Origin of the sequence: Rahnella sp. AN3-3W3, assembly GCF_003263545.1 — a bacterium.
Classification (GTDB): Bacteria; Pseudomonadota; Gammaproteobacteria; order Enterobacterales; family Enterobacteriaceae; genus Rahnella; species Rahnella variigena.
The window spans coordinates 20,456-27,722 of record NZ_JYDG01000048.1; the positions used below are offsets into that span (position 1 = coordinate 20,456).

The window sequence follows — 7,267 nt, forward strand, 5'->3', positions numbered from 1 at the left end:
TATAAAAATCTTCCATGCCCTCGTCTATGGCGTACTAGTCTGGATTTTATTAGGTTATCCAATTATTGCTGTAGGAAGTTCTCCCCAACGAGTAGTGTAAGAAGGGGAGAGCATCTCGCGTTTCATCTTCCAGCCTTTGTCGATGCCCTGTCCTGCAAACCACACTTTTCCCATGCCTGTTGTGTTGATGTGATCGAGTATGCCCATTAGCGCCTCGCTGTTGGGGCGCGGCGGCGATTCGTCAAACATGTCTATCTGTCCGGGCTTATCACAGAAGTCGTTCAGCACGATCCCCGCCTTCTGAAAGCGGTAGCCCTCTTGCCAGATGCTATCCAGCGCCTTCATCGCAGCTGCGACGATATCGCGGGTATCCTGCGTCGCCAGCATCAGCGTCTGGTTGGCGTTGTTTCCGTACTGCGGTTCGTTAGCGTAGGGGCTGGTTCGCAAAAACACGCTGACGTGTTTGCAGTACTGCCGCTCCTGGCGGAGTTTCTCTGCGGCGCGTTCGGCGTACTGGCAGACAGCCTGTCTCATATCCTGAAGCTGCGTAATGCGTTCTCCGAAGCTGCGGCTGCAGATGATCTGCTGTTTGGCTGGCAGGGCTTCAATGGATATGCAGGATGTGCCGTTGAGTTCACGTATGGTTCGCTCCACCACGACACCGAACGTCTTCTTCATCAGGTTCAGGTTGGCGTCCGCCAGCTGCAGCACCGTCTTAATGCCCATCGCATTCAGCTTTTCTGATAATTTTCGTCCGATCCCCCATGTCTCATTCACCGGCAGCAGAGCCATCAGTTTTCGCTGACGGTCGCGGTTGCTCAGGTCAACTACACCGCCAGTAGCCGGCCACGTTTTCGCCGCATGATTGGCCAGCTTTGCCAGCGTAAGCGTCTGCGCAATCCCGATCCCGCAGGTCAGACCCGTGCGCTGCCGCACCGTCGCCCTGACGCGCTGGCCAAAGGCCAGGTAAGACTCACACGAATCTATGCCGGTGACCTTCATAAATGCCTCGTCGATTGAGTAAATGGTCAGCTCTGGGGCCATTTCTTCCAGGGTGGACATGATCCGTGCGGACATGTCGCCGTAAAGCGCGTAGTTCGAACTGAAACAGGTTACCTGGTGACGTCTGATGATGTCCTTCGCCTGAAAGTAGGGGGCAAAACGTTTAATGCCGAGCTTTTTGGCTTCTTTATTGAGGGCCACGATCGCGCCGTCATTATTGCTGAGCACGAGGACTGGCTTACCCTTCAGGTCTGGTCTGAATAGTTGTTCGACGCTGGCATACATTGAGTTGACGTCACAGAGCAGATACATGGCGCGTCACTTAAACGAATGGATAGCGTGGATAACGACGCCGAAAATATCCAGGTCGTCCGGATTAACAAATATCGGCGAGTAGGCCGGGTTCATGGGTTGCAGGCACAGCACCGGATGCGTGCAGAGCCGTTTCACGGTGAACTCACCTTCGACGGCGGCAATGACGATGTCGCCGTGGGAGGCCTTTTCTGCCTTATCCACGATTAGCAGGTCGCCCGACAATATCCCGGACTCGATCATCGAATCACCCTCGGCTTTTACGAAGAAGGTGGCGGAGGGATGGCTGATGCAGAACTCGTTTAAATCCAATGTCTTTTCAACGTAGTCCGTGGCAGGGCTGGGAAAACCCGCCTGACAGGTGTCTGCAAACAGCGGGAGCTGCAGTCGTGAGCTGGTCAGAGGTGAAATGATTTTTGCTTTCATAAAGGCTTTAATTGTGCTGTATGCATATACAGTATTATGGTGGGTGTTTTTGGATGTTGGCAAGAAATGTCTGAGAGGGTTTGGTCAGATGCCTGTTTTGTCGGCGGAAATACTTTGAGTGGAAGTTATCCACAGTTTCAGTGTGTAACTTCTGTATGGGTAGGTGATAACCCCTGTAGAGACGTTATCCACGCGGGCAAAATACTCTCAATAAGGAGGTCGAGGCTCTCCGCTATTTATGCCGTGGCGTTGCCCCGGCGGGCATAAACGCCGTGCCCGCACTGTAGCCCTGCTGCTGCATAAACAAGGGTGCGCTGACGCCGGCGTCCTCACCCGTTCTCGCCGTAAACGGTGCATTCAGCCCGTTTACGGCTGCGCTGCGGCTTGCGGCGTCGCCCTTGTTTATTCCGCTGTGCGCAGGGCTGTCGTGGGGGCACGGCGTAAGTTGCGCCGCACCTAACCGGAGGATTTCATCATGAATACCGCACATACCCTGATCATTCGCCATTGCCGCAATCAGCTGATCGCCCGCGGGTGGCCATCCAGTCTGGAAGTCGATACAAACCAGCATTATCGTGCCGGCGACGGCGTTGCGTTTTATGGCAAGCTCGAGACGAAAACCCTGCTTGCACTGTTGCCCGTCCTTGAGGCCAAAGGCCTGCTGGAGGAAACCGTCGTCGCCGAACTCAAAGAGATCATCACTGACACTCGTTCTTCTGTTCTGCTGAACCGTAACCACCTTAGCGAGCGATACTCTCACGCTGGCACAATGACGTTGCGGTATAGCAGTGACATGCAGGCGCCTTTGGAAACGATTCAACTGCTGCTGAAAGCTCTGCGTGCCGAAATCAACGACATCTGCGGCAGGGTTGCCGCCGATGGCTATCGTTTATGCGATGCAGTAAACCCTTCCTACAGACCTTCGGTGTTCCAGCGAAAAACCCGCAATTTCGTCGTCTCTGTGACGGAAACTAAACCGGCAGAGCAGGGGATCGATGAGTGGAGCAATGATGCGCTGGACAGCTGCATCGATGCCATTCTCCAGAAAAACGCCACGTTCCGTACGCTGCAAATCAGGATCAGCTACGGTGAAAACAACAAGATGCTGGGACGTTCGTGTGTGCCCTATGTGAAGCGTCTGCCCGATCAGCCCGTTCGCGGTTGGTTTGGTCGTGAGTTGTTGCGTGACGCTGTCACAGAAGCGAAAGGGAATATCGCCGATATGCTCGCCGCGCTGGATTCATTTAAACGCGCTGCATGATGAAAACGAGCGATCGGGCTGACCGGTCGCTTTGTATTTCACAGAAAAAAGGACGTCGCACGCTCCGTTTTTCTTCGGGTTACTGTCCTGCCGGCCTGTAACCCGTGATGAATTTTGCCCCACGTTGTGACGGCTAACGCCGTGACTTCACTGTAGACGGGCCGCTGCGGCTGCAAGGGTTCGCTGTCGCCGCAATCCTCACCCGTTCGCACTCATCGTACGGCGTTCTTCCCGTTGCTCTCTCGTTCAATATTCACTCGTTCCCCGCTCAGACCACCTCCTCCCTCGTTTGCGCTGCGGCCTCCGGTGCGCCCCTGCATCCTCCGCTTTCCGCCCGTCTGTCGTGTCGTCACGGCGTAAGCCGGAGCTGTTATCCCACAACCTGCGGAGGATTTTCTATGAGCACTACAACGCCTGCGGTATACGTCGGCACGTATCACAAATACAACTGCGGCAGCATTGCCGGCCAGTGGTTTGATCTGACTGATTTTGATTCGGCTGAAGAGTTTTACGCGGCCTGCAGCACGCTGCATGCTGATGAAGATGATGCCGAGTTCATGTTTCAGGACTGGGAGGGGATCCCCACTCAGTTTGCATCTGAGACTCAGGTGAGCTGGGAGTTTATCGACGCCTATAAGCACGCAGAGAGCGAAGGGCAGGCGGCAGCATTTTTTGCGTGGTCTGAGTATTCCGGCGAATGTGATTACGACAAGTTTGACGAAGCATACCGGGGGGAAGCCGCTACAGAAGAAGACTATGCCCGGGAGTTTGTGGAGGATTGCGGCCTGCTCAGTGAAGTCCCCGAGTCCCTGCGCGATTATTTTGATTTCGAAGCCTACGCCCGCAATCTGTTTACAGGCGGACTGGTTTTTGTTGATGGCTATGTATTTTCTGCCTGATTTGGCAGCCGGCAGGGGAAACCCTGCCTCATAGGAGACCGTATGAAACTCAGCCCTGAAACCCGCGACATTATCCGCCAATATAAAACTGCTGTTAATGAGTACCGCAAATCATTTGGCTTATCGCCACTTAAAACAGAACGCATTATTGAAGAAATTTGCTATCACATGACGTGCCAGTGTTCAGTCTACATTGGCGGAGCTTTCATCATTCAAAGCGGGCAGGACGCTACCGGAAAATAATGTGCCAGAGGCGGTGCTTTGCCGCCTTCTTTGCGCGCGCGAAAACCCCTCCGCCTGCGGCGGAACGAGCCATTTTCCGTGGCCTGCGGCCCACGTAAAATGGCCCGTCATCTGCATAATCTCCGTTACAGCATAGTGTTCCCTGTTCATCACGTTCTCTGTTCTGATGTCTCTCTTTTTCGTTCTTCTTTGTTAGTTACTTTCTCAGGTCAACGGCCACATCAACAACATTATGGCCCCCTTCGGCTCCCGACCCGCTGCGCGGTCCGGTCGTCAGCCGGCAGCTGCTGCGCATCTGCGACACTCCGCCAGGCAGCTGCTGCGCACCTTCCAGTCTCCGCCGAACCCCTGCGGGTTTCGTCCCTCCCGGGTAGCGTCTGATGGCAAGGTCCAGGTCAAGGGCTGCAGCTGGCTGACGCCAGCGCTATAACCGCCCCTTTGGGGCTTTAAGGAACCGGCGAGCCGGTCTTTTTGGTGTCTCCCTCCGTTGCGGTGTTCGCTGCGGTGCTTCTTTCTCCGTGGCAGACGCTGGCACGGGGCGCTGCCCGGCCAAGGGTGCGCTTCGCCGGCTTACTCCCCCGTTCGCAGCCGCTCGTTCCTCACGTCTTTGCGCTGCGGCTTCGACGCCGCCCTTGTCCGTTCAGCTGATACCCCGTTCCGATCTTTTTTCACGGAGCAAGACTCCCCGCGCTGCGTGAAACCCAAAGGGTGACACCAGAAAAGAGGCCTGAGAACCAGAAGAGAAACGGAATGCGCATCAATAAGACTGACGTTATCAGAGAGCAAAAATCTTTCTGTATGCAACTGGCCGGACTCTGGAACCTTCAATTGCCGGAGTGTGAAGAAGCTAAGGAAGTAGCGCGCCTGTTGGGGTTACTGGCTGAAAACGTTCTGCTGAACGGCGTCATCAACTGGCATTGCTCCAAGCCGCTGATCGCATGGGATATCGCCCAGTGGTGGCTCAAGGCTCAGGGGCTTGCAGTGAAATTGTACGGCACCGCAGGTGCTGACGCGGTGACCGAAGTCAGAAATGATTTAGCCGACCGTATGGTCGTTGACCAGTTCGCGATCGTTTCAGACGCAAACGACAACTAATCCAATGTTGATGGCAACCCGCCACCATTGAACCGAAGGAGAAACAATATGCAATTACGTCTTACACAGTCCGATGCCGTTTTAGGAATGAACGCGACATCTGAGGCTGAGCGCGATTACTGGCAGGCACGTGAGAAGGCGTCAGTCTGTAGCCCTGTTGAAATTACCGTTAACGAGTTTCATGAAGCTGCCGGACTGATGTACCCGATGAACTGGCGAAGCGAAGCCGATCAGGATACGGAAACTTTCATGATGCAGGAAATGTACTGCGGCAACGTCACTGAAATTTATACCCGCATTGGGACGCAATATTTCCGGATGCGTGACTACAGCAACCTGAACCACGGCGAGATCGTGAAGCGCGTTAAGGAGGTGATGAGCGAGATCGACAAGAACCTGAAATGAAAAAAGCAGGGTTTCCCCTGCCTTCCGTGCCGGTCTGCACCCTGAGAAGTCTGACCGGCTATCAAAACCAGATGGAGATTAGACCATGCAATTTGACCCGCAAATCGTCGCACAGGCGAAAACGTTTGTAAATGCCTACCGCACGGGGAAACGTGCGCATATGCCTTCCCTGCGCTTTGAATACTGGCAGCAGTTTATGACCACCGTCCGCGCCGAACTCGGCATTCAGTGACAGTGCGCCGCCCCTGACGGGGCGGCCTTAAAAGAGGTGTCTTATGTCACAACTGAGTTTAGAGGGACTTTGCCGCGCTTTTGACAATGCGCCGGTGATAGCGCCGCCCGTTTTACCCGTTTCCCCAGCGCGTGCATTGCCGGTGATGTACTTAGATGATCATCGCCGCGCATTCATTAAATTATTCGGTGAAACCGCCCGTTATCATCATCGCTACGAGGTTTTTCGTGATTTCGTCGCGATGTCCGCTATCGCGATAGAAAATGTATTTCTGAAGTCTGAGGCGCTGGAAAAAACGTATCTCGAAATAGCGGGGCGTTACCACCCAGAAGATATGAACCGCATTGCTCAATTACTGGGACATGTCGTTATGGGACTTGAAACGGAAATGTGTGATTTTTAGGTTCTGTTTTCATGGAGCTTGAGCTGGGTTCCGGCAACTGGGGGCAGTTCTTCACTCCCTATTCGGTGCAATCACTCATGGCTCAATTGCTTTCACCCGCTGTCGGGGAAACGATCAGCAAACAGGGCTGGGTAGACCTTAGTGAACCTTGCTGCGGTTCTGCTGGAATGGTGATTGGTTTTGCTCAAAAAATGATAGAAGACGGTTTTAATCCCTCCCAGCAGCTTTGGGCATCCTGTATCGATATCGATCCGAAAGCTGCCGACATGGCCTATATTCAGCTGAGTTTTCTGGGTATCCCTGCCGAGGTCATAACCGGTAATACGTTATCGATGGAATTTAGCCGCACCCGTTTTACGCCGGTGTATTACCTCAATGACTGGCCTGAAAAATTTGCATTTCGCGATCGGGTGAAGGCGATGAAAAAGGTGCTATCTCAATTTACTGCGTAGTCTGTTAAGGCAGGGGGAACCCTGCTTTTACTGCCTAAAACCAGCGGCCGGTGGCGGCGACTTCTGAGGTGGCTTCGCCACCTCTTTTCTCCGTGCGGATTCGGATCCGGCTTTTATTGTCGGCTCTTTCTCTCCAGTCTTTCCGTTGCTTTCAGTTCCTGGTCATTATCTCCGGTGATTGGCTGCTCTTGCCCCTGATTAAAACGACTTACGTCAAAGTCATGGCCCCCTTCGGCTCCCGACCGGCTAACGCCGTTCAGTCGTCAGCCACACTCCGCCTGGCAACTGCTGCGCACCTGCCAGTCTCCGCCGAACCCCTGCGGGTTTCGTCCCTCCCGGGTAGCGTCTGATGGCAACGTCAAGGTCAAGGGCTGCAGCTGGCTGACGCCAGCGCCTTAACCGCCCCGGCGAAAAGCCGCCGATGCTCCAGGGACCGGCCAGCCGGTCTTTGTGGTGTCTCCCTCAGTAGCGGTGTTCGCTGCGGGGCTTCTTTCTCCGTGGCAGACACTTGAACGGGGCACTGACCTCACAAGGGTA

Annotated in this window: 11 protein-coding genes; 8 read left to right on the forward strand and 3 right to left on the reverse strand. The window is 54.4% G+C overall.

Annotation, left to right across the window (positions count from 1 at the left end; all coding sequences use genetic code 11):
• Positions 1-54: 54 nt before the first annotated feature.
• The 3 genes from umuC to UC15_RS14325 form a co-directional block, all read right to left on the reverse strand.
• A complete protein-coding gene (gene umuC, locus UC15_RS14315; protein ID WP_112289064.1) occupies positions 55-1,314 on the reverse strand; it encodes a translesion error-prone DNA polymerase V subunit UmuC in 1,260 nt (419 codons plus the stop codon).
• Positions 1,315-1,320: 6 nt separating this feature from the next.
• Positions 1,321-1,740: a translesion error-prone DNA polymerase V autoproteolytic subunit gene (gene umuD, locus UC15_RS14320; protein ID WP_112289065.1), complete on the reverse strand. Its 420-nt coding sequence runs from the start codon at positions 1,738-1,740 to the stop codon at positions 1,321-1,323.
• 232 nt (positions 1,741-1,972) lie between these two features.
• Positions 1,973-2,230, reverse strand: a complete 258-nt coding sequence (locus UC15_RS14325; RefSeq protein ID WP_112289066.1) for a hypothetical protein — start codon at positions 2,228-2,230, stop codon at positions 1,973-1,975.
• Between UC15_RS14325 and UC15_RS14330 the strand changes: the two genes are divergently transcribed.
• The 8 genes from UC15_RS14330 to UC15_RS25995 all read left to right on the forward strand — a co-directional run bounded on the left by UC15_RS14330 (position 2,216) and on the right by UC15_RS25995 (position 6,730).
• Positions 2,216-3,001: a hypothetical protein gene (locus UC15_RS14330; protein WP_112289067.1), complete on the forward strand. Its 786-nt coding sequence runs from the start codon at positions 2,216-2,218 to the stop codon at positions 2,999-3,001. The genes UC15_RS14325 and UC15_RS14330 overlap by 15 nt on opposite strands.
• A gap of 398 nt (positions 3,002-3,399) precedes the next feature.
• Positions 3,400-3,900: an antirestriction protein ArdA gene (locus UC15_RS14335; protein ID WP_112289068.1), complete on the forward strand. Its 501-nt coding sequence runs from the start codon at positions 3,400-3,402 to the stop codon at positions 3,898-3,900.
• Between the two features lie 42 nt (positions 3,901-3,942).
• A complete protein-coding gene (locus UC15_RS14340; protein ID WP_112289069.1) occupies positions 3,943-4,143 on the forward strand; it encodes a hypothetical protein in 201 nt (66 codons plus the stop codon).
• Between the two features lie 750 nt (positions 4,144-4,893).
• Positions 4,894-5,238 carry a hypothetical protein gene (locus UC15_RS14345; protein WP_112289070.1) on the forward strand — a complete coding sequence of 115 codons (345 nt, stop codon included), beginning with the start codon at positions 4,894-4,896 and terminating at the stop codon, positions 5,236-5,238.
• A 48-nt stretch (positions 5,239-5,286) separates the two neighbouring features.
• Positions 5,287-5,643 (forward strand): hypothetical protein, encoded by a 357-nt coding sequence (locus UC15_RS14350; RefSeq protein ID WP_112289071.1) that lies wholly within the window; start codon positions 5,287-5,289, stop codon positions 5,641-5,643.
• Positions 5,644-5,728: 85 nt separating this feature from the next.
• Positions 5,729-5,875, forward strand: coding sequence for a succinate dehydrogenase flavoprotein subunit (locus tag UC15_RS14355; RefSeq protein ID WP_112289072.1), 147 nt, complete (start codon positions 5,729-5,731; stop codon positions 5,873-5,875).
• A gap of 43 nt (positions 5,876-5,918) precedes the next feature.
• On the forward strand, positions 5,919-6,278 hold the full coding sequence (locus UC15_RS25990; RefSeq protein ID WP_232829890.1) for a hypothetical protein: 360 nt from the start codon (positions 5,919-5,921) through the stop codon (positions 6,276-6,278).
• Between the two features lie 11 nt (positions 6,279-6,289).
• On the forward strand, positions 6,290-6,730 hold the full coding sequence (locus UC15_RS25995; RefSeq protein ID WP_232829891.1) for an N-6 DNA methylase: 441 nt from the start codon (positions 6,290-6,292) through the stop codon (positions 6,728-6,730).
• Positions 6,731-7,267 lie beyond the last annotated feature (537 nt).

Excerpts from the sequence above, each read along its gene's own strand:
- UC15_RS14340 (WP_112289069.1), top strand. The coding sequence starts at position 3,943 with ATGAAACTCAGCCCTGAAACCCGCGACATTATCCGCCAATATAAAACT.
- UC15_RS14330 (WP_112289067.1), top strand. The coding sequence starts at position 2,216 with ATGAATACCGCACATACCCTGATCATTCGCCATTGCCGCAATCAGCTG.
- UC15_RS25995 (WP_232829891.1), top strand. The coding sequence starts at position 6,290 with ATGGAGCTTGAGCTGGGTTCCGGCAACTGGGGGCAGTTCTTCACTCCC.
- UC15_RS14325 (WP_112289066.1), bottom strand. The coding sequence starts at position 2,230 with ATGTGCGGTATTCATGATGAAATCCTCCGGTTAGGTGCGGCGCAACTT.
- umuC (WP_112289064.1), bottom strand. The coding sequence starts at position 1,314 with ATGTATCTGCTCTGTGACGTCAACTCAATGTATGCCAGCGTCGAACAA.
- UC15_RS14355 (WP_112289072.1), top strand. The coding sequence starts at position 5,729 with ATGCAATTTGACCCGCAAATCGTCGCACAGGCGAAAACGTTTGTAAAT.
- UC15_RS14345 (WP_112289070.1), top strand. The coding sequence starts at position 4,894 with ATGCGCATCAATAAGACTGACGTTATCAGAGAGCAAAAATCTTTCTGT.
- UC15_RS14350 (WP_112289071.1), top strand. The coding sequence starts at position 5,287 with ATGCAATTACGTCTTACACAGTCCGATGCCGTTTTAGGAATGAACGCG.
- umuD (WP_112289065.1), bottom strand. The coding sequence starts at position 1,740 with ATGAAAGCAAAAATCATTTCACCTCTGACCAGCTCACGACTGCAGCTC.
- UC15_RS25990 (WP_232829890.1), top strand. The coding sequence starts at position 5,919 with ATGTCACAACTGAGTTTAGAGGGACTTTGCCGCGCTTTTGACAATGCG.
- UC15_RS14335 (WP_112289068.1), top strand. The coding sequence starts at position 3,400 with ATGAGCACTACAACGCCTGCGGTATACGTCGGCACGTATCACAAATAC.